Genomic DNA, 20535 nt, shown 5'->3' with positions numbered 1-20535 from the left:
TTATGGATATCAGTATTTGCATCACTACATATAAACATGAAAAGTATATCAAAGAATGTCTGGAAAGTATTTTTTCCCAGGAATTTTCCGGTTCCTATGAAATTATTGTATGCAATGACAATTCTCCCGACAACACAGAAGATATTATTAATCAACTTATTACCACACACCCCAAAGGTAACAGAATCAAATATTTTAAAAACATACCCAATTTAGGTTATGTTAAAAATACTCTATTTTCTTTTTCAAAAGCTTCAGGAAAATATATTGCTATTCTAGATGGAGATGATCTGTGGATTGACCATTCAAAAATTCAAAAGCAATTTGATTTTTTGGAATCTCATCCCGATTTTTCAGCTGTAGGAGCAGATTCCAAGGTTGTTTATGAAGATACTCCAACCCCAAGCCATAGCTTTACTGATCATCCGGGAGATGAATTGTTAAAAGATGATTTAACCGATCTGAAAATATGTCAGACATCCACCTTTTTTTTTAGAAAATCGATATTAAAGGATGACTTTCCAACGGATATTATTTCCGCAGACAGATGTTTATATTTATTGGCAGGTTGCTATGGTAAAGTAAAAATATTTCCGGAACAAATGAGTACCTACAGACAATTTGGAGCCAGTATTTCAAAAAATGTAACTTCAGAAGTCATGAAAAAAGATTTTGCTATTATTCCCTTTATAAAAAAATATAACTCAGATTATAGCCAATTAAAACTTAAGAGCTATTTTTATTATACCCTTATGTCTTATTCAAATATGATAAGCAAAATCGATTTTTTTAAGGCGAGCATTGGTTATTTTTTTTATAATGTTTTGTCTAAATTTTCCTTTACTCCGACCAAATTATACCATACCATTAAATGGAGCAGAAGAACAATTAAACAAAAATATCAGATAAAAAAACAAAACAATAGTTTTGTATAGATTAATAAACACAAAATATGATTATAGGAAACGGGCTTATTGCTAATTCATTAAAAAATATTGATACTGAAGATGTTCTTTATTTTGCTTCTGGTGTTTCAAATTCCCTTGAAACTAAAGAAACCGAATTTAAAAGAGAATTTGATCTTTTAAGCAACGCCCTTGTAAATAATAAAGAAAAGAAATTGGTATATTTTTCCACTCTAAGTGTACATGATCAATCAAAGCAGAAAAGCAATTATGTATTACATAAGCTTGAAATGGAAAATTACATTAAGAATAAATCTAATAATTATCTTATCTTAAGAATTGGAAACATTGTAGGAAAAGGAGGTAATCCCAATACTCTTTTCAACTTTCTCAAAACAAAAATTAAAGATAACAGTAGATTTACAGTTCACCGTAATGCCAGAAGATTGTTATTAGATATTGATGATATTTCAGGCTTTCTTGATACTACATGCAGATCTGTAAAAAACGAAACAATCAATTTTGCATTTCCTTATTATTATAACTTAAGAGAGATTGTCAATGCTATTCAGGATCAGATACAACAGGAAGCTTACTATGATGAGGTCGAAGAAGGAGATTTTTATAAAGTAACTTTTGACCAAAATACGGATGCTTTTTTCTCAGGAGTAAAACCTGATGTCTATTTAAATAATTTAGCTCAAAAGTATATTTAAAAATAAAAAATAGTGATACCTAAGATTTATTTTATTATTGTTACCTACAATGCCATGAAATGGGCAGAAAGATGCTTTACAAGTCTAAGAGAATCTTCTGTACCTGTACAGTGCATTGTTATTGATAATGGATCTACTGATGGCACACAGGAATATATAAAAGAAAAATTTCCTGAAATACAATTTATTCAGTCCCCAGAAAACTTAGGATTTGGAAAAGCTAATAACATCGGAATTGAGAAAGCATATAAGGATGGTGCAGATTTCTTTTATTTAATGAATCAGGATGCATGGTTATATCCGGATAGTATAAAGAACCTCCTGCAAGTCTACAATACCCACCCCGATCAAAACGACATTGGAATTATAAGCCCAATGCAGGTAGACGGATCAGAAAAATACCTGGATATTTTTTTAGATAAATATATAGCTCAGAACTGTGATAAGACGAGATTAATCTCTGATCTTTATTTTCAAACAATAAAACCTTTCTACGAAATCAATTTTATTAACGCAGCACATTGGCTTCTACCGAAGCAAACGATAGAAACAGTTGGCGGATTTAATCCTTATTTTTTCCACTATGGCGAAGATAATGAATATGTAAATCGGGTTCATTTTCATAAAAAAAAGATCATCCTCGTGCCCTCTAGTAAGGCAGTGCATGATGGAGTACAGTTACTGAATAAGATTGATTACAATAAGTATAAAGATCTGCGTATTGAAACAAATATTATAAATCCAAACTTACCTAACGCTCTACAACTGGAGAAAAAATCACTGAAACAGAGTATTTTCAAAAACCTTTTACTAGGGAACAGAACCGAATATAAAAAATTATCTCACCGATATAAAAAAATATCCCAAGAGGAAAAAACACTTATTGATATTCGAAATAAGGTAAAACAGGAAGGTCCTTCTTTTCTCAATCTTTCGTAAATTAGTCCCAAGAGATGGAATTTTTTTTAACAAAATGGTGATGAAAAAACAAAACAAATGTGTGGAATAGCAGGAATTATCAGCAATAATGCCAGAAATTATACAGAAGAAATCCAAAAAATGACTGATGCAATTGCACATCGTGGCCCGGATTCTTCCCATTATGAATTTTATGATCATATTGCTTTGGGACATCGCAGATTATCAATCATCGATTTATCTGAAAATGGAATACAACCCATGTACTCCAACACAAAAAACGAATGCATCGTTCTGAATGGTGAAATTTACGGTTATCTTGACATCAAAAAAAGGTATGCCGAGTATCCATACCATGGAAGTTCCGATACGGAGGTGATTTTAGCCATGTATCAAAGGAAGCAGGAAAACCTCATTCATGATCTTCCCGGGATGTTTGCATTTGCTATTTGGGATGAACAAAAGCAACAGTTGTTTTGCGCCCGTGATCGTTTTGGAGAAAAACCTTTCTTTTATGCTATTGGACATAACAATGAATTTATTTTTGCCTCAGAAATCAAAGCAATCCTTGCTTCCGGACTTATACAATCTAAGGTAAATCCTGATGCATTAGGACACTATCTCCAGAATGGATATGTAAACACATATCAAAGTATATATGCTAATATCTTTGCACTTCCTCCAGCCCATCAACTCATCTGGAAGGATGGAAAAATTGAAGTTTCACGCTATTATAATTTACCTGCGAAAGACAGAGTTATAAGCTTATCTGATGCTAAAGAAGAATTTTTATACCTTTTAAAAAATGCGGTTAAAAAACAGCTCATAGCAGATGTGGAAGTGGGAAGCTTTCTAAGTGGAGGACTCGACTCTTCCTCTATTGTTGCATTAGTTAATGAGTTTTTACCTAAACAAACTACTATTAGTTTTGGCTATGATCATAAAGATAGCGAGCTGAAATACGCAAAAGAGATTGCTGAAAAGTACAACACCAATCACATTGAAGTTCATGAAAAAAAACAGGATATAGCAGCGTCACTTTTAAAAGTTTCGCCCTTTCTGGATGAGCCCTTTGCTGATATTTCTTATCTCCCACATTATGAAATCTGTAAGAACGCAAGAAAGAATCTCACCGTTGTTCTATCAGGAGATGTTGGTGATGAATTATTCGGGGGATACCATTTTTATAAAGTTGAAGATCAACTAAGAAATCATTTTAGCTATAAAAACATCATCGCAAAATTTGGATTAAAGCTTTATCAGAATTTTAGAAAGACTTCTTTTGTTACCCAAAAGAATCTGCAATATTCTTCTGTTTTGGATTTTCATCAGAATTCTGTGAGAAATGCATTTAATAAAAATGAACAAAAGCTTTTGGGAATCTCAACAGATTATCATCAGTCTTATAGTTTTATTCCTGACCCTGATTCTCTGAATGATATTATGAGGGTAGATCTTGAAAATTATGTACCTGGCAATATGATGATGAAATCCGATAGGATGGCAATGGCTAATTCGCTGGAAGTTAGAACCCCTTTTCTCGATATGGATTTTGCTGAATTTTGCATCCAACTTCCGGAACAATTGAAATTAAAAGGTGATGACGATAAAATCATACTCCGTGAAGCTATGGGGTCGTATTGGACTGAGACTATAAGAAAACGGCATAAGCAAGGATTTGGAATGAGCATTAAGGCATGGTTTGAAGAAGAGTCACTCATTAACCTTTCCAACGACCTGCTCAAAGATCCTAATCAGAAAATCTTTGACTATATTGATTTTGATAATGCTCAAAAATTTCTGAATAACGATCATAAACATTGGAATTTATTACAGCTTGCTTTATGGGCTTATAACAATAAATCTATATTATGATGCTTGAAATCTCAGTAATTATTCCTGTATATAATGCAGCTGAGTTTTTAGAAAAATCAGTTCAGTCAGCATTACAATTTGAAGAAGTAAAAGAAGTTATTTTAGTCGAAGACAAATCAATTGACAATTCACTGCAAATCTGTAAAAAATTAGCTAGTGAAAACAACAAAATCATCCTTCTTCAACATCCTGATAAAGAAAATCATGGCGCTGCTGCCTCGAGAAATCTCGGGATGCAAAAATCCACAGGAGACTTTATCTCATTTTTAGATGCAGACGATTATTATTTACCCAATCGTTTCGATGCCGAAAAAGAAATATTTAAAGATCCTAAAATAGAGGGGATCTTTGGTGCTATTGGTATAGAATATCTAACCGAAAAGGGGAGACAGGAATTTCAGTCTAAGTTTAATGATACCTTTCTTACCACAGTAAATTATCCCGCAGAAGGCATGGAGGTTTTTAAAGGACTTCTTGGATTAACACCTAAAACTTTCGGTACGTTTTTTCACTTAAATGCACTCACTATAAGAAGACATCCTATCGATACACATAACCTCAGGTTCAATGAACTTCTAAGGGTTCACCAGGATTCGGATTTTATAATTAAACTGACTTATCATTGTTACTTAAAGTCCGGGATTATAGATAAACCTGTCGCCATTCGAGGCATACATGATGACAACAGAATCACTAAAATTATTAAATATTCTCCTCAATACAATCAAAGGCAACTTCTTTTCTGGAAATCATTATATGATTGGGCTGAGCAACAAAATATTTCCTCTGAATCCAAAGAAAAAATTTATTTAAAGTATAAGTCCTTTGATTTATCTCAAAAAACAGGACTCATAAAATATTATAATATCTTTATTGAAGCAATTAAAAACCCCAATATATTAAAAACACAATATCGATTTAACTATCAAAAATAGATGAAATGAAAATCTCAGTAATTATTCCTGTATATAACGCTGAAAAGTATGTTTCTCAGGCAGTGGAGTCAGCAATAGTGCATGATGAAGTATTCGAGGTGATTTTAGTAGAAGATGCATCACCGGATTCTTCTTTAGAAGTTTGTAAGGAATTAATCTCAAAGCATGATAAAGTTAAATTATACCAACATCCGGATAAAAAAAACCATGGAGCCGGCCCCAGTAGAAATCTTGGGATAGAAAAATCTACTGGAGACTTTATCGCCTTTTTAGATGCTGATGATTATTATCTCCCCAATCGTTTTGAAGCGGAAAAAAAGCTTTTTATAAATCCTGAAGTAGAAGGAGTTTATGGTGCAATCGGCGTTCATTATTATTCGGAAAAAGCAAAAGAACAGTATTATAAGCTTTTCAAAGACTCACTTACCACCGTATATAAAAAACATAGCCCAAAAGATGTTTTTCCCGGATTAATTCATAAACTTGGAAGTTTTGGACTCTTCAGTTTGGATGGGCTGACCATCAGAAAAGCTTCGATGATAAGAAAACTAAATCCATTATTTAAACCGATGAAGCTTCACGAAGACACGGAATTCTTATTTCGTTTGTCTTATTATCTTGAACTATATCCTGGAATTATTGAACAGGCAATAGCAATGAGAGGAGTACACGAAAGTAACAGAATTACTAAAGTAGATTCCAATAAAACCAAGCCTGCAATTTCAAGGACTATCCTCTGGAATGAAACTTATAAGTGGGCAAAAGATGAAGCAACCATATCTGATGATATTAAAATTCATATCAAGAGAATGCAGCGCAGTTTTGAAATTGCTAATGCCCCTAAACTAAAAAAATGGGGTATGATAATCAAATATTTAGTGACAGATTATGAAAGTATAAAGTCTGGATTATATAATATTAACTTCAGATATTCATTAATTTCGTAATCTTGTATAATATTATATCGTTTGCCTGTTTAAATTAATTGATCATAATGAAAATATCTGTCATTATACCTGTTTACAATGCAGAGAATTACATCTCTCAAGCTGTGCAATCAGCTCTTCAGTTTGAAGAAGTATTTGAAGTAATTCTTGTGGAAGATAAATCTCCGGATAATGCATTGGTCGTTTGTCAAAGACTGGTGGAAGAGCATGACAGAGTAAAATTATATCAGCACCCTGATAAACAAAATCATGGTGCCGGAGCATCTAGAAACCTGGGAATCCAAAATGCCACAGGTGATTTTATCGCCTTTTTAGATGCAGACGATTATTACTTACCCAATCGTTTTGATGCAGAAAAAGAGCTTTTTCAAAATCCTGATGTTGAGGGGGTATATGGAGCAATTGGTGTACACTATTATTCAGAAAAAGCTAGGGAACAATACTATAAGGTTTTTGAAGACCGCCTGACCACTGTTTATAAAAGACATAATCCCCAAGATGTATTTCCCGGCCTTCTTAATATGAAAGGAAGTTTTGGTCTTTTTAGTCTGGATGGATTAACAATAAGGAAAAGTGCTTTATCAAAAGTAGGACAATTATTCAAAACTCAATTAAGACTTCATCAGGATACTGAATTCATCTTCAGACTATCGTTCTATCTCCGCCTTTATTCTGGGCTATTGAATACTGCAGTTGCAGTAAGAGGAGTTCATGAAAATAACAGAATTACACAGGTAGACGTTGGTAAAATAAAACCTTCATCCACCAGAATTATGCTCTGGAGAGAAGTCAATAATTGGGCACAGCATGAAAATTTGATTTCAAATGATATAAAGAAACATATTGAAAGGACTCTCCGAAGTTACCAGATTGCAGAAGCTTCTGTTCCCAGAAAATGGGGGATGATCACAAAATATTTGTTTACAGATTTCCGAAGCATTAAATCTGGATTGTATAATATTAACTTTAGAAAGTATTTACTTTAGTATCTTTTTAATATATCAAAATTTCATTACTATAAGAAAATAATCTATACTATTGTTCTGATATAATTTACTTGATAAAAATTCCTACAAACTTATTATCCATTTCAATAATGGTCGTTTCAATATTATTTTTTTCACAGAAATCCTGATAGGCTGAATTATCACCGATATCATCACTAATAAACACTCCTCCACTCCTTAAATGGGAATAGAGCTCATTATAAGCCCATGACATCCCGTTATAACTCTTGTCTGAATCGTAATGAATAACATCAAAAATTTTATTCTCAACAAAAATTTTCGGCAAAGATTCTTTATCTGCAAAACGGAATAGTTTCCAGTTTCTTTTAAGATTTTCAGGAACTACATATCCAACATATTGATCTCCATTTTGTCCCAGGTAAGGCATATCGGAACTGTACAAGGTTCCATTTCTTTTTTCCAGAGAAAGCAATGATGCCAATGAGGACCATCCATAGGCTACTCCTGTTTCTACTACATTTTTCGCCTGCGAAAATTCACATGCATAATAAATAAGTTCTAAGGCTCCAGGTCCTCCCATTTTTATTGGACACTCCTTCTCTCGTTGCACAGCATAATCTAAAATTTCACGATAACTGGATTCAAATGAAAATGTATTTATGCCAAAAAGCTTTGTTATAGCATCTCTCTGGGAAATTGCTTTTGATCTTGCCCAAAAATTTGTTTTTTCCTTTCCTTTAAACGCATTATTTCGGTTAACTGTATTTTTTAAAATTTTCCTACCCAGTTCAGGATAGAGATCCGGCCTTTTAAGATAGGCTACAAATGTTGTAAAAACTCTTTTTAATTCTCCCATCGTGTTACTTTACACAAAAATATATTTTTTTTTAGTTACATTTGTTTAAACTAAAATCAATTTTAGTACTCAAATGATAAAAATTAGTGTAAGGTACTTGCAAAAGATCTGCCAATAATTTTATAAAAAAATAAACAAAGATAAAAGAATGCTTTCCCGATTTTTTGAAACTCTTCAAAGAAAAAAACAAATTACTATCCTTCACAAACATCCCAAAGTAATTTTAGGAAGTATAAAACTGGGGATTTCTAATCACTTTATCATCTATAAAAACATTGGAAAAGCAATTTTTGGTAAAAATATTAATTTCAGAAATTACATTCATATTTTAGTTAAGGATGAAGGAATCCTTGAAATTGGGGATAATGTTTTTATGAATAATTTTTGCTCTATCAATTGTTTAGACCACATCTCTATCGGTGAAAATACTTTGTTTGGTGAAAATGTAAAATTATATGACCATAACCATGCACACCAAAGTATACCGGAATTCAAAATTTTCCATAATGAGTTTACAAAAGCTCCTATAAAAATTGGGAAAAACTGTTGGTTAGGAAGCAATGTTACTATATTAAAAGGTGTAAATATCGGCGATAACTGTATAATAGGAGCAGGCTGCACCATATATAAAGATATTCCTGCTAATACAACAGTCCTTAATAAGCAGGAATTAATTTTCAAATCATAAAAAAATGAAATTTTCAGTTCTTATAGCACATTATAACAATGGTAATTACTTTAAAGATTGCTATGAAAGTCTTCAACAACAAACCTATACGAACTGGGAAGCTATCATAGTGGATGATTGTTCTGATGATACCGAGAAAGAAATGATAAAATCCCTGATATCCGATGACAGTAGGTTTTTGTTTTTTGAAAATGAGACCAATAAGGGAGTAGGCTATACCAAACGAAAATGCGCCGAACTTGCCACTGGTGAGATCTGTGGATTTGTGGATCCCGATGATGCCATTTTTCCGACAGCTATCGAAGAGTCAATAGAAGTTTTCAAACAGAAAAAAAATGTAGTCCTTACCTATTCCAGATTTTTATCATGTGATCAGAACTTAAATATTCTTTATCCTTTTAAATCTGCAAAACAGATCCTAAATAATGATCCTTATTTTTTTAATTATCCAATCCAGATTGCTCATTTTGTAGCATTCAGACGAGAAATATATTTAAAAACTGAAGGTATTGATTCTACATTAAAGAGTGCCGTTGATCAGGACCTATATTTAAAAATATTAGACTTTGGTGACGCATACTTTATTGCCAAGGATCTATATAAATACAGACTTCATCCTAATGGGGTATCTCAGGCAACATCAAAAGGAAAGGCTAAAGACTCATTTGCAAAAGTTATTTTTAATACATTCAAAAGAAGAAATATTATATCTATAAATGGGCGAGCTGTTCCCCAGGTTTATCAAAATGCTGAAGAGGTTTTCAGTTTACTTGATTATCAAACCAAAATGGCACACAGATTAAAGATTAAAATATTAACATTTTTGCAGAAAAATTAATATACTTGAAACTAAACACACTTCATAGAAAAAATTATCTATACAAAAGTTCAGAATAATGGAGCATAATAAAAAAATAAAAGTTCTTTTCAGACATCGCTCTATGGAGATTGGCGGTGTGGAAAAAGTAGTATTAAGTATGCTCAACAACCTGAACAAGGATAAATTTGAGCTCACAATATGCTTAAGCCTTAATCAGGGAGAGTTACGGAATGAGTTTCCTGACAACATTAGAAAAGTTTACATCGCGGAAGGGAAAGAAGATTTCTCAAAAAATCCGATTATTCAAAAAATTCAACTGGCTAGAAGAAAATTTAGACTTAATAAGATCGACAAAAATCCCAGGCTTACGGATGGGATTTTAAAAGATCAATATGATGTAGAGATTGCAACTACATACGGCATTTATAAAGCCGTTCTAAACTCCACAAATAAAGAATCTAAAAAGATTGCATGGCTTCATTCAGATCTTTCATTGGAAGGCTTTGCTCCTTACCGTGAGGAAATCTTTAAAAACATGCAACAGTTTGATTATATCATTTATGGTTCACAGCAATGTAAAGATATATTGACTGAAAAATTTCCGGACCTTAAGTTGCCTCCGGGCGAAGTTGTTCTGAATGCTATCCCCATAAAAGAGCTAAAAGCAAAAGCAAAAGCATTCATTCCTGAATTTGAAGAGCTCCCTACTTTTGTATCAGTGGGCAGACTGCACTATAGAAAAGGATACAGAACATTATTGGAGACTCACAAAAAACTAATTGATGACGGGTTTGATCATCGTATTGTTGTTATTGGTGATGGAGAGGATTATGAACTTCTTTCCAAAAGGATTGAGGAATTAAATGTAAAAAATTCTTTCAAGCTATTAGGTACCCAAATGAATCCATACCCATACGTTTCCAATGCAGATTTTTATATCATGCCGTCGGAAAGCGAAGGATGGCCATTAATTATTGCGGAAACCCTGATTCTCCAGAAACCCATACTAGCAACCAACGTGGGGGGAATTCCTGAAATGATTACCCATAAAGAATCCGGTTACCTGACAGATTATTCCCAGGAAGGTCTGTACAACGGTATCAGGGAATTTTTAACCAACAAAGAGCTTGTCCAACATATACAGGACAACCTGAAGGATATTGAAAAGTGCTTTGATAATGAAAAGATTTTCAAAAGTGTGGAAAATATTATCGAGAATCTATATCAAAGTAAAATTAAAAACCAATAACTCTTAAGTATATCATAACACAAGTTGCAAAAGATGAATTCCTTTATTGAAAATTTATACCAATCTTTTCTCCTCAACAACAAACAAGTTTGCTTAAGCATAGAGGATAAAGAATACACCTATGAGGAAGTCTTAAATCTGACCCATCAAATAAGATATCAGCTACAAACCATAAATTCTCAAAACGTAGGAATCTATCTCACTGATGATGTATACATGTATGCTTCAATTCTTGCAGTTTGGTTTGCAGGAAAAACATACGTTCCCATACATCCAGAATTTCCTTTCAGCAAGAATATGAATGTTATTCAGCAAGCGGATATAGAAGCAATCCTTACATCAGCTGAAATAACAGAGAACTATGAAACTAAGCTGATTGACACAAAAAAGATGGCTGAAGGGGTACTTTCTACACTACCTCAAGAGTCTTCCATAGATAATAACGCCTATATCCTCTTCACTTCCGGAAGTACAGGAAAGCCAAAAGGTGTTCCTATCAGGTTCTCCAATTTATACTATTTCTCTGATGCTTTCCATTCAACTTTTGGAAAATTAAATTCTGAGGATCGTGTGCTGCAAATGTTTGAGCTTACATTTGACCTTTCGGTAATGAGTTATCTGATTCCCTGGTTAAACGGAGCAACGGTTGTTGGTCTTCATAAAAAAGAAACTAAGTTTTTGCAGATCCTGGACCTGTTAGAAGCAGATAAAATTACGATAGCCTTAATGGTTCCAAGCATCTTAAATCTGATCATACCTTACCTTGATCCCGAAATAAAAAATAAAAGCTTAAGGCTAAATTTATTTTGTGGTGAGGCATTATTGACAAAGCAGATTACCGGGTGGAAAGATTTCGTACCCAATGCCAGTATCTACAATGTATATGGACCAACAGAAAATACAATTTTCTGCACTCATTATAAAGTGGAAGACCCGATAAAAGAAAAAAATGGCATCATAAGTATCGGAAAATCGGTTATCAACTCTACAATGAGCTTTTCTGACAATGAAATGAATGAAGGAGAACTTTTATTATCCGGAAAATTGTTGGCAAATTCTTATTGGAAAAATGAAGAAAAAACAAAAGAAGCATTTATTCAAAGAGATCATACAACTTTCTACAGGACAGGGGATTGGTGCGTAAAAGATAATGAAGGAGATTATTTCTATCTGAACAGGATCGATTTTCAGGCTAAGATCAATGGTTTCAGAGTAGAGTTAGCAGAAATCGAATATTTTTCAAATGAAAAACTGGAAAATGCAATCAGTGTTGCTGTTATTCACAAGGACAAAAACAATAATGATATTCTCGTCTTGTTTATCAATGAGCCAAGTATCAATGAAGATTTAATTCTTTCTCACCTGAAAGATAATCTTCCGGAATATTGTATTCCTTCAAAAATCATTAAACTCGAAAAGTTTCCGGTCAATACATCCGGAAAAATAGACCGAAACGAATTAAAAAAGACTTTGTTATGATCAGCATCAGAAAAGCCACAAAAGATGACATTCCCTTGATCATAAAAGGAATATTAGCCATTGAGAGCCATCCAATATCACTGTCTGATACTTACAGCAATATTTTCGGAAGCGACATTGATACGACTAAAGAATATCTTAATCAATTTTTTTTAGATGATGAGAACTTCGATACTGAATTATCTCTGAATACATATACCATAGCAGAAGTGGATGGGATAGCTGCAGGATGTTGTGCACTGATCCTTACCAATGTCAATTACTATCAGAATAAAAGTGAATTATTTCCGATTCATCTGAAAGGTGATCATTTATCTTCATTCATACATAAGGCAAAAAACTTACCTGAGACCAAAAGTTATTCTGAAAACAAATACCTGATCCAATATGTTTTTGTAGATGATCTTTTCAGAGGAAAAGGGGTGGCGGAATTTTTATTAAAGCACATCATTTCGGAGATGAAAAATCTTACTGATGAACTTTACATAGATGTACTAGAGAGCAGCCCGCATCTTATACAATACTATGCTAAATTTGGATTTTCCAAATATGAAACAATGGAAATAGACACTCAGGAAAATAAAGTTTACCCCAGTATCAAAAAGGTTATTCTGAAAAAGAATTTAAAAGACTAGTCGAACTTCTCTTTTCCTATGGCTTCCGTTAAATCTTTTATAGTATTAATACTTCTGAAAGATCTTGGATTAAGGCTTACGCCAAATTGATTTTCAACCAACTGCATAACCAAAACTGCTGACAGAGATCCATAGCTCTCTAATTCCTTAAAATGCGTATCCGCAGTTATTGTAGTTTTTTCGTTAAGTTCTTGCTGAAGCAGTTCGCAAAAATGTTCGATCTTCATTGTGTTATATATTTGGAGGGACAAATTTATAAAATAATTTCTAACTTTGTTTTACTATGATGATATATAAGATTATTAATAAAATATCTACCCTTACTCAGGATTTCCAACATTCCGTTTACCTTAAAATATGCAAAAACAGCGGGCTAAAATTAGGAAAGAATGTAGTGATACGAAATAATGTTTCCTTTGGCTCCGAACCATTTCTCGTGGAAATTGGAGATGATACAAGAATTGCCTCTGGGGTAACGTTTGTAACTCATTCAGGAGCTACTGCCAATATCAGGAAGCTGGAAGGCTATGAAGAGGTAAGAAATTTCGGATGGATAAAAGTTGGGAAAAACTGTGCCATCGGTAGCAATTCGGTAATATTACAAAATGTTGAGATAGGAGATAATTGTGTTCTCGGAGCTAATTCAGTTTTGTCCGAATCAATGCCTGAACATACTGTCTACGCAGGAAATCCCGCCAAATATGTTTGCGAAATAGAAGATTATGCTGATGTTCTAAAAAAAACCACGATTGACTATCCTATCCATCTTGAAAAGAATAGAAAAGAGCTTAACCAGTGGCTGAAATTGAATTTACCTCAAAAGTTCAAAACTTCGAAATAGTGCCTAAGAAAAAGATCCTTATCAGAATTGGTTCCCTACGTCACGGCGGCGCAGAAAAAGTACTTGTAACTTTTCTAAAAAATTTACCTTCTGATCGCTATGAAATTGATTTACTCTTAAATTTATACTCTGGAAAGTATTTACCGGAAGTCCCGGATTGGATCAATGTCATTTACCTTAATAAAGGTGAAATGATCACTACAAACCGTATACAGGATATTCCTAAAAAAGCAATCCGTGTTATTTATCAGAAATCACTAAACCGATTTCCGTCTCTTCTTTACAATGGTAAATTAAAAAATAAAAAATACGACATTGAGTTTGCCGCTATCCACGGAATGCGGGATGAAATTCTAAATTCTCCTCTTCAATCATCTAAAAAAATCGTCTGGATCCATAATGATTTATCACAAGTCAAAGGATATACCCATGATGAAATCCGTAAATTTTTCGGATTTGATAAAATACTGGTTATTTCTGAAAAGATTGAACAGCTATTTTATAAGGCAGCAAAAAATGAATCGGAGAAACACAAAATTATTAAGATCTACAACCCTCTTGACACAGAGGAAATTCTACAAAAAGCAGAAAAATCAATTGATGATTACAGCTTTGATTCGTCTGTACCCACTTTTGTTTCCGTGGGAACCGTATTTCCACAAAAAGGATTTGACAGACTTTTAAAAGTTCACCAAAGACTTATTGATGAAGGCTTAAAACATAGGATTTTAATTATCGGAGACGGATATGATTTTGAAAACATCAAAAAATTGAAATCGGAACTTGGAATAGATGAAACGGCAACCATGCTAGGATTTACGGACAACCCTTATCCCTACTTCAAAAGTGCCGACTTTTATATTTTAAGTTCAAGATATGAAGGTTTTCCTACGGTTTTATTTGAGGCCATAACTTTAAAAAAGAAAATTATTGCTACAGATGTTTCCGGGGTAGAGGAAATGTTGAACAACGGGGAACTTGGTATGATCGTAGATAATTCCGAAGAAGGCATCTACTCCGGAATGAAGCAGGCTTTATTACATCCAGATACTTTTCTACAATATAAAGAGGCTTTGAATAATTACCTTATGCCTTTTAACCTTAAAAATTCCGTACAGAAAATAACCCGTATTTTAGATGAGTTATAAATAAATTTATCTTTCTAACCCTACATATAATTTATATGCCAGATCAATATACTACTATCCAAAAAGACTTCTACCGCGAAAATGGAAAATGGCTTTCTAAATTTGAGATGTGGGCTAAATGTGTAAACCCCAACCTCCATTTTATTTATATACTTAGAAAAGCCCAATCCTACAAAAAGAAATCCCTTGCCGGAGCATTCTGGAGATTTGTATTAAGGCACCACCAGATAAAGTATGGGTTTCAGATCTATCCGGAAACCCAAATTGGAGAAGGGTTTTACTTAGGACATTGGGGAAGTTTGGTCATTAATCCTAAAACCAAGATCGGAATTAATTGTAACATTGCCCAAGGTGTAACCATTGGCCAGCAAAACCGGGGGAAAAACACAGGAATTCCGGCTATTGGAAATGAAGTATGGATAGGCGCTAACGCTGTAATCGTAGGTGGAATTACTATTGGAGACAATGTACTAATTGCACCCAACTCCTATGTTAACTTTGATATTCCTTCCAATTCTGTAGTTGTAGGTAATCCTGGAAAAATATATCCCAAAGAAGATGCTACGGAGGGATATATCAATAACAAAGTATAAAATTTCCGCTTTGCTGAAAAGCATGTTTTAAGCATTTAAGAATATTTTAATTCTTAAATCCACACATTCTGTCTAATTGTTCGTATTTTTATTTAGATTTTTGTTCCGTTTAAATTTTGAAAAAGTCAATAATTAGTATTAAAAATAAGATATAATGCCTGATTTTAAAGCAGATGTATGATTTTAAGCATATTTTAATATTAAACTTTGTTAAAAGAGATCAACTTTTCATCAAAAATTATATTTTTGCATAATTATTGATTTGATCTATTGGATTTGAAAATAATTTAAACGAAATGAATAATTATAAACCTTAAAAATTTATTTTATGTCCCAATCGTACGAAGTTATTTTTGAAAACAACAAAAAATGGGTCGAATCCAAAATTTCACAGGATCCGGCTTTCTTTGAAGAATTAGCCAAAACCCAACATCCGGACTACCTATATATAGGGTGCTCGGACAGTAGGGCGACAGCTGAAGAATTAATGGGAGCTAAACCTGGAGAAGTTTTTGTCCACAGAAACATTGCCAATGTTGTAAATACTTTGGATATGAGTTCTACAGCGGTTATTCAATATGCGGTAGAACATTTAAAAGTAAAACACATTATTGTTTGTGGGCATTATAATTGTGGTGGAGTAAAAGCAGCGATGACCCCTCAGGATTTAGGATTATTAAATCCCTGGCTTAGAAATATTCGCGATGTTTACAGATTACACCAGACTGAACTGGATTCAATTCAGGATGAAGGAAAACGTTATGACAGGCTTGTAGAACTTAATGTTCAGGAGCAATGTATCAACGTAATCAAAATGGCCTGTGTTCAGGAGAGATACATATTAGAAGAGTATCCTATAGTTCATGGCTGGGTTTTCGACCTTCGAACCGGAAAAATTATTGATCTGGACATTGACTTTGAAAAGGTTTTGAAAGACATCCAGAAAATATATAATCTAACCGAATCAGACTGGGTCATGAACAGAAAAACAAAATAGTTTTTCCAAAAAAGAGTGAAATGAAATTCTGGAGTATTATTGTATTGACGGTTTTCCTAAACTTTACAGCCTTGCCGAGCATTGCTGCAGTAGCGGGCTGGGATTTACTGAGAACCAATATAATAGTCAATGAAGAAGAACCACACTCCCATCCTACTTCTTTTACAGTGTACGAAAAAACACTTCCTAAAACATTAGATGTATTTGATTATCTCAAGTTCTTTGAACCGGACGTAAAAGACAGATCTTTTGTATTGGTGGATGATGATTTTCACCTGTCTCCCTTATTAACCATATTTTCTCCGCCTCCCGAAGCTTAATTTTTATAGTTAGAGTTTTTTGATACCTATTCCTTATCAACTTTTTTGATAATGAATACATACGTGCTTTAAAAATTAAATTTTCAATCTTTATAACTAGCTTATTTAAAGACAAATATGCTGGTTATATCTCACAGCTTCACATCATGAAAAAGACATCATTAATAGGAGGAATCAAGGAAAATTTCCCTTCAGGACTCGTGGTATTCTTAGTAGCACTTCCTCTTTGTTTAGGAATTGCTTTAGCATCAGGTGCACCTCCTTTATCCGGAATTATCGCCGGTATCGTAGGTGGCCTGGTCGTAGGAACAATAAGTAATTCAAACATTTCTGTTTCCGGCCCTGCAGCTGGTTTAACAGCAATTGTTTTAACAGCCATTACAGATCTTGGCGCCTTTGAATTGTTTCTTTGTGCAGGAATTATTGCAGGATTTATTCAATTGATTTTAGGGTTTGCAAGAGCTGGAAGTATTTCCAACTACTTCCCTAATAATGTAATTGAGGGAATGCTTGCGGCAATAGGAATTATTATTATCCTAAAACAGATTCCCCATGCATTAGGATTCGATAAAGACTACGAAGGACATGAATCTATTTTCGACAATGGCTTAAACTTTAATTACTTTACCGAGCTTTTCGGGGCCATACATCCGGGAGCCGTTCTTGTAACAGTAGTATCAGTGAGTATTCTTCTGCTTTGGGATAAAGTTCCCGCACTTAGGAGAATGAAGATGCTTCCTGGAGCATTGGTTGCCGTAGTTACAGGAATCCTATTAAATGAAACTTTTAAAATGACTGGAAGCCCACTGGCCATAAAAACAGAACACTTGGTTTCATTACCTGTTCCAAAATCCATTGATGATTTTAAAAATTTAATCTTATTACCGGATTTTACCGGATTTACAAATCCCAAAGTATGGATCGCGGGTGCAACGATCGCTATTGTTGCCTCCATTGAGACCTTGCTTTGTATTGAAGCATCTGACAGGCTGGACAGACAGAGAAGAATAACAGATACCAATTTAGAACTTAAAGCACAGGGAATCGGAAACCTTGTCAGCTCATTTATCGGCGGACTACCTATGACCTCCGTTGTTGTAAGAAGCTCGGCAAATGCTAATGCAGGGGCAACATCAAAGCTCTCAGCAATGATTCACGGTGTTCTGCTTCTGGTATGCGTACTGACCATACCATTTCTACTTAATTTAATACCCTTGGCAACTTTAGCCGCCGTATTAATTTTAGTAGGATATAAATTAGCAAAACCGGCTACATTCAAACATTTCTGGCATTTGGGAAAATTTCAGTTTATCCCTTTTTTAGCAACAGTTGTAGCTGTTGTGGCAACAGACTTGTTAAAAGGAGTTGGAATAGGTCTTGCCATTTCCATTTTCTACATCCTCCAGGGAAATATGAAAAGAGCATATTACCTTAGTAGGGAGAATCTGGATGATGCAGACGAAATCAATATCAAACTGGCTGAAGAAGTTTCTTTTTTAAACAAAGCAGCCATCAAAAAAACACTTAAAAATATAAAACCTAATTCTGCAGTAACCATCGATGCCAGGGATACTTCATATATAGCGACAGACGTTTTAGAAATGATCCAGGATTTTGCCAACATCCGCGCAAAAGAAGAGGATATAACGGTAGAGCTTCTGGGCTTCAAAACCTCGTACAGAGATTACGAAAAAAATGAAGATTCACACATACTGGTTACACACAGAAGAGCTATGTAAGCTCATTTATCAACAATTATTTTTTAACTTTAAAATTTGAAAAAACCATTAAATTATATGAAAGCACATACGTACGAAACCCAATCAACGATTACTCCCGAGAAAGCTTTAGAGTTTTTAAAAGAAGGAAACCAAAGATTTGTAAACAACTTAAAGGCTAACAGAGACCTTTTGGAACAGGTAAATGCTACCCGTGAAGGACAGTGGCCTTTTGCAGTTGTTTTAAGCTGTATAGACAGCCGTACCTCAGCAGAGCTAATCTTTGACCAGGGATTGGGTGATGTTTTCAGCATCAGAATTGCCGGTAACTTTGTAAATCAGGATATTCTGGGATCAATGGAGTTCGGTTGTAATGTTGCAGGTTCCAAACTTATCGTTGTTTTAGGGCATACCAAATGTGGTGCCTTAAAAGGAGGACTTGATGCCGCACAAATCGAAGGAATGGGAATGGATAACCTGAACCACCTGATTAACCATTTTGATCCGATCATCAATGAAGTGATTGAAGAGAATGAAGAACGTTCATCAAAAAACAGTTCTTTATTAGAAAGACTGAATCATCAGAATGTAAAAAATGCTATCGAAGACATCCGTAAACAAAGTTCAACGCTTAGAAACCTTGAAAATGAAGGTAAAATCAAAATCGTTGGAGCGAACTACGATGTTGAAACAGGTGCTGTAACCTGGTTATAGTATTCAGATATTACTATGTAATAGTTTAGATTAATTAATTTTTAAATTCACAATAAAGAACCATCGCACCCCGGTGGTTCTTTTATTTCAAGCATAAGAATTTTCAAGGCTCAATTTTTCCTTACATTTGATGCGTAAAAATTAATGTTGCAGACAAACTTATGAAACTACAGGACAACTTCATTCTGATTGGAATTTTAGTAATATTGAGCGGATCTTTAAAAGCACAAAAGCAAGTTACAGATACCCTCGCTTATCTTAAAAAATTTGAAACAAACAAAGAAAAATACATTGGTAAACCTTTTTCACTACTACTAAAAGACCTTTCCCAGTTACAACCTAAAAAAGCAAAATCAGATATTAATGAAAATCCCGGTAGTCCTTTGTTAAATACGATATTCAGGTTTTCAGAAAGCGATATCAACTCCGCTCAGGAACCCACAATGATTATTAAATGGAAACCTGATAACTCTCCCACAACTCCAATAGAGTTTTTTGAACAGGAGCATAATTACCGTTTTACAACCAGTGAAAGGAATTTTTTTGAAAAGAAAATTGTAAAGGATATTGTTGTTGCTAAATAATAAAACCTCCTGACGGAGGTTTATTGTTTTATGTAAAATCTGATTTATTTTCCGTTGAAAGCTGACATTGTATTATTAATGCCCGCAAAAACAAATGAAAGGCAGGCCTTTGAAAATTGTTCAATTCTTTCTGGCAATTTTTCTCTTTCCTCTTCATTCCACGTACCCAAAACATAATCTACCTGTCTCCCTTCAGTAAAGTCCGCAGAAATTCCAAAGCGAAGCCGTGCGTAATTCTGTGTCTTCAGAACTTCATTAATATTTTTTAAACCGTTGTGTCCCGCATCAGATCCTTTCATTTTCATTCTTAAGGTCCCGAAAGGAAGTACCAGATCATCCGTAATAATTAATATATTTTCCAGAGGGATATTTTCTTTCTGCATCCAGTATTTTACAGCATTACCAGAAAGATTCATATAAGTGTCCGGTTTTAAAATAAAGACTTTCCTACCTTTATATTTCCCTTCTGCCATCCATCCGAAATTGGTTGTATTAAATGAAGTTTCAAGACTTTCTGCTATTTTTTCTGCAACCTTGAATCCTATATTATGACGTGTATTTTCATATTCCGCACCCTTGTTACCAAGTCCGACTATTAAATATTTCATTTGAAATTTTTTGCAAAATTA

At 33.8% G+C, this 20535-nt stretch carries 23 protein-coding genes; 20 read left to right on the top strand and 3 right to left on the bottom strand.

The genetic code is table 11. The annotated features are described in order from the left end of the window. The first annotated feature begins 2 nt into the window (after positions 1–2). From ACNFU2_RS15645 to ACNFU2_RS15615, 7 genes are read left to right on the top strand one after another with little or no spacing between them, the layout of a single operon-like run. On the top strand, positions 3–935 hold the full coding sequence (locus tag ACNFU2_RS15645) for a glycosyltransferase family 2 protein (RefSeq protein WP_172282331.1): 933 nt from the start codon (positions 3–5) through the stop codon (positions 933–935). Between the two features lie 17 nt (positions 936–952). Beyond that, the gene (locus ACNFU2_RS15640; protein WP_273650477.1) at positions 953–1621 is read left to right on the top strand and encodes a hypothetical protein; all 669 of its coding nucleotides are present in this window, start codon (positions 953–955) and stop codon (positions 1619–1621) included. A 12-nt stretch (positions 1622–1633) separates the two neighbouring features. Next, positions 1634–2560, top strand: coding sequence for a glycosyltransferase family 2 protein (locus tag ACNFU2_RS15635; RefSeq protein ID WP_273650476.1), 927 nt, complete (start codon positions 1634–1636; stop codon positions 2558–2560). Between the two features lie 57 nt (positions 2561–2617). Further along, entirely contained in the window at positions 2618–4414 is a 1797-nt protein-coding gene (asnB, locus tag ACNFU2_RS15630; RefSeq protein ID WP_306613433.1) for an asparagine synthase (glutamine-hydrolyzing), read from the top strand. After that, positions 4411–5349, top strand: coding sequence for a glycosyltransferase family 2 protein (locus tag ACNFU2_RS15625; RefSeq protein WP_273650474.1), 939 nt, complete (start codon positions 4411–4413; stop codon positions 5347–5349). Before asnB ends, ACNFU2_RS15625 begins: the two co-directional genes overlap by 4 nt. A 5-nt stretch (positions 5350–5354) precedes the next feature. Further along, entirely contained in the window at positions 5355–6296 is a 942-nt protein-coding gene (locus ACNFU2_RS15620; RefSeq protein WP_273650473.1) for a glycosyltransferase family 2 protein, read from the top strand. A 47-nt stretch (positions 6297–6343) separates the two neighbouring features. Next, complete coding sequence (locus ACNFU2_RS15615; RefSeq protein WP_273650472.1) at positions 6344–7282, top strand: glycosyltransferase family 2 protein; 939 nt, start codon at positions 6344–6346, stop codon at positions 7280–7282. A gap of 67 nt (positions 7283–7349) precedes the next feature. Here ACNFU2_RS15615 and ACNFU2_RS15610 read toward each other — a convergent pair whose 3' ends face one another. Further along, positions 7350–8120 carry a class I SAM-dependent methyltransferase gene (locus tag ACNFU2_RS15610; RefSeq protein WP_273650471.1) on the bottom strand — a complete coding sequence of 257 codons (771 nt, stop codon included), beginning with the start codon at positions 8118–8120 and terminating at the stop codon, positions 7350–7352. Between the two features lie 148 nt (positions 8121–8268). Here ACNFU2_RS15610 and ACNFU2_RS15605 point away from each other — a divergent pair, with 148 nt between their 5' ends. From ACNFU2_RS15605 to ACNFU2_RS15585, 5 genes are read left to right on the top strand one after another with little or no spacing between them, the layout of a single operon-like run. Further along, positions 8269–8808: an acyltransferase gene (locus ACNFU2_RS15605; protein ID WP_172282319.1), complete on the top strand. Its 540-nt coding sequence runs from the start codon at positions 8269–8271 to the stop codon at positions 8806–8808. A gap of 4 nt (positions 8809–8812) precedes the next feature. Next, a complete protein-coding gene (locus ACNFU2_RS15600) occupies positions 8813–9646 on the top strand; it encodes a glycosyltransferase family 2 protein (protein ID WP_273650470.1) in 834 nt (277 codons plus the stop codon). 58 nt (positions 9647–9704) lie between these two features. Further along, a complete protein-coding gene (locus ACNFU2_RS15595; RefSeq protein ID WP_418122237.1) occupies positions 9705–10877 on the top strand; it encodes a glycosyltransferase in 1173 nt (390 codons plus the stop codon). A 33-nt stretch (positions 10878–10910) separates the two neighbouring features. Then, complete coding sequence (locus tag ACNFU2_RS15590) at positions 10911–12356, top strand: AMP-binding protein (RefSeq protein ID WP_273650468.1); 1446 nt, start codon at positions 10911–10913, stop codon at positions 12354–12356. Then, positions 12353–12991 carry a GNAT family N-acetyltransferase gene (locus tag ACNFU2_RS15585; RefSeq protein ID WP_273650467.1) on the top strand — a complete coding sequence of 213 codons (639 nt, stop codon included), beginning with the start codon at positions 12353–12355 and terminating at the stop codon, positions 12989–12991. The genes ACNFU2_RS15590 and ACNFU2_RS15585 overlap by 4 nt, the downstream gene beginning before the upstream one ends. On the opposite strand, the gene ACNFU2_RS15580 is transcribed toward ACNFU2_RS15585, so the two are convergent. Further along, positions 12988–13218, bottom strand: coding sequence for an acyl carrier protein (locus ACNFU2_RS15580; RefSeq protein ID WP_172282309.1), 231 nt, complete (start codon positions 13216–13218; stop codon positions 12988–12990). The two genes, ACNFU2_RS15585 and ACNFU2_RS15580, sit on opposite strands and share 4 nt — an antisense overlap. A 56-nt stretch (positions 13219–13274) precedes the next feature. Between ACNFU2_RS15580 and ACNFU2_RS15575 the strand changes: the two genes are divergently transcribed. From ACNFU2_RS15575 to ACNFU2_RS15540, 8 genes are all read left to right on the top strand, one after another. Next, on the top strand, positions 13275–13832 hold the full coding sequence (locus tag ACNFU2_RS15575) for an acyltransferase (protein WP_273650466.1): 558 nt from the start codon (positions 13275–13277) through the stop codon (positions 13830–13832). Beyond that, a complete protein-coding gene (locus tag ACNFU2_RS15570; protein WP_273650465.1) occupies positions 13832–14980 on the top strand; it encodes a glycosyltransferase in 1149 nt (382 codons plus the stop codon). Before ACNFU2_RS15575 ends, ACNFU2_RS15570 begins: the two co-directional genes overlap by 1 nt. Before the next feature lie 35 nt (positions 14981–15015). Next, positions 15016–15573, top strand: coding sequence for a serine acetyltransferase (locus ACNFU2_RS15565; RefSeq protein WP_273650464.1), 558 nt, complete (start codon positions 15016–15018; stop codon positions 15571–15573). 328 nt (positions 15574–15901) lie between these two features. After that, on the top strand, positions 15902–16570 hold the full coding sequence (locus ACNFU2_RS15560; protein ID WP_273650463.1) for a carbonic anhydrase: 669 nt from the start codon (positions 15902–15904) through the stop codon (positions 16568–16570). Between the two features lie 20 nt (positions 16571–16590). Beyond that, entirely contained in the window at positions 16591–16890 is a 300-nt protein-coding gene (locus ACNFU2_RS15555) for a hypothetical protein (protein WP_172282300.1), read from the top strand. A gap of 146 nt (positions 16891–17036) precedes the next feature. After that, positions 17037–18629: a SulP family inorganic anion transporter gene (locus ACNFU2_RS15550; RefSeq protein WP_172282299.1), complete on the top strand. Its 1593-nt coding sequence runs from the start codon at positions 17037–17039 to the stop codon at positions 18627–18629. Between the two features lie 57 nt (positions 18630–18686). Further along, positions 18687–19322, top strand: a complete 636-nt coding sequence (locus ACNFU2_RS15545; protein ID WP_172282297.1) for a carbonic anhydrase — start codon at positions 18687–18689, stop codon at positions 19320–19322. Positions 19323–19483: 161 nt separating this feature from the next. After that, positions 19484–19906, top strand: a complete 423-nt coding sequence (locus ACNFU2_RS15540) for a hypothetical protein (protein WP_273650462.1) — start codon at positions 19484–19486, stop codon at positions 19904–19906. A gap of 44 nt (positions 19907–19950) precedes the next feature. Here ACNFU2_RS15540 and pth read toward each other — a convergent pair whose 3' ends face one another. Beyond that, complete coding sequence (gene pth / locus ACNFU2_RS15535) at positions 19951–20514, bottom strand: aminoacyl-tRNA hydrolase (protein WP_273650461.1); 564 nt, start codon at positions 20512–20514, stop codon at positions 19951–19953. Between the last annotated feature and the right edge of the window lie 21 nt (positions 20515–20535).

Origin of the sequence: Chryseobacterium sp. PTM-20240506, from assembly GCF_048296755.1 — a bacterium.
Lineage (GTDB): Bacteria > Bacteroidota > Bacteroidia > Flavobacteriales > Weeksellaceae > Chryseobacterium > Chryseobacterium proteolyticum.
Note: the sequence above shows the minus strand (reverse complement) of the source record. Positions and strands in the feature narration are given on the sequence as shown.